The organism is Spirosoma humi, assembly GCF_054776575.1.
The window spans coordinates 1-1,289 of sequence record NZ_BAAHBR010000010.1 but is presented as its reverse complement, the minus strand read 5'-3'; the positions used below and the strand labels follow the sequence as shown (position 1 = coordinate 1,289).

Sequence of the window (1,289 nt, the reverse complement as noted above, 5' to 3'; positions counted from 1 at the left end):
GACTGGGTCTCGGGCAGCATCTGGGCGTAGGCTCCTTCCAGGAAGAAGACGCCCTCGAAGAGCTCCTGGCCGCTCAAAAAGGTGGTGCGGGTGGCTTTGTTGGTATTGGCAAAGCTGTTGAAGGAGGCCAGCACGAAGCAGATCAGCAGGGGCAGGGCGGTGTAAGCGTTCAGGAGTGATTTACGAATAAAAGTAACCATGAGTGATAAACAGGTTTAGGAAAGGATTAGGAAAACTGGACAGTTGAGTCAGGATGGGTTAGCCGATGCGTGGCAGATGGAAGCGACCAGTTGCTCGGTCAGCAGTTTTGAGCCACCCTGCGCGATTTCTTCAGGCTGAATCATTATGATTACGGCGCACAAAAGTATGATTGTGCAATAGTTCGCGATGACAATGCACGTACCCGCTTCCCGCCGAATCTCAAACTGGGTTTTATTTTTATCTTTCATAATGTGCTCAACCGCTTTTGCCGTGATGGCCCGGCCTGACTCAAGTGCCGTCTGAACTTTAGTGGGGTTACCACTCTCAAAGGCGACTTGAAGGTTGTCGAAAAAGCGGGGCTGTTGGGCTTGGATATAGTGCACAACCTGGCTACGCAGTTGGTTAACGACCTTTACATCAGCAGGCTTGGCTAATTTTTTCGAGTAGCTCATTTGTAAACTCTGTAATTCGGGAATAGCTTCGGCGTAGCGGCCTTCGCCGAAAAACAGACCACGAAACATTTCTTCGCCCGAATACCGATGGTTGACCGTGAGGGGTTTGGCGTGGGTAGACCAGCTGGCAACCAGTAAACACACGAGCAAAGGAAAAACCGTGTACGCATTGAGTAAATAATTCCGAATGAAGGTGATCATGGGTGATAAGGCGTTTAGGGTTAAGGACTGAAGTAAGAGACTAAACGGGTCGGCGTACAGGCACCGGTCTGCGCGAACGCCGACCCGGAATCGGTTTGAGGGATTAAGCAATCTGAGGAGCTACAGCGCAGATCGAAGCGACCAGTTGCTCGTGCAATAAGGTCTTGGTGTTGCGGTTGTCACTCATCATTTCTTCGGCAGCCAGGGCAATGGCCACCCACACAGCCGCTACGGCAACAACCAGTACCACAACAGCGACCACAGCGCAGGTGCCGTTATTGGCATCTACCGCCTTGCCCTTCTGCATCTGGCCCACCAGCTTCTCGATGGCCTGCGCATCCAGCTTGCCCCCCTGACCGGCCGCAGCTGCCTGCGCCTTGGCCTGCCACTGACCCAACTCCGCCTTGTCCAGCTTGTACAAGCCATCCAGCGCCT

The 1,289-nt window shown here is 53.2% G+C and carries 3 protein-coding genes; all 3 read right to left on the bottom strand.

Annotation, left to right across the window (positions count from 1 at the left end; all coding sequences use genetic code 11):
* The coding region (locus ACYU8Y_RS16100) for a hypothetical protein (protein ID WP_460936050.1) at positions 1-200 on the bottom strand (200 nt) is incomplete at its 3' end.
* Between the two features lie 48 nt (positions 201-248).
* A complete protein-coding gene (locus ACYU8Y_RS16095) occupies positions 249-854 on the bottom strand; it encodes a hypothetical protein (protein ID WP_460939064.1) in 606 nt (201 codons plus the stop codon).
* Between the two features lie 103 nt (positions 855-957).
* Positions 958-1,289: hypothetical protein (locus tag ACYU8Y_RS16090; protein ID WP_460939062.1), on the bottom strand; the 332-nt coding region annotated here is incomplete at its 5' end.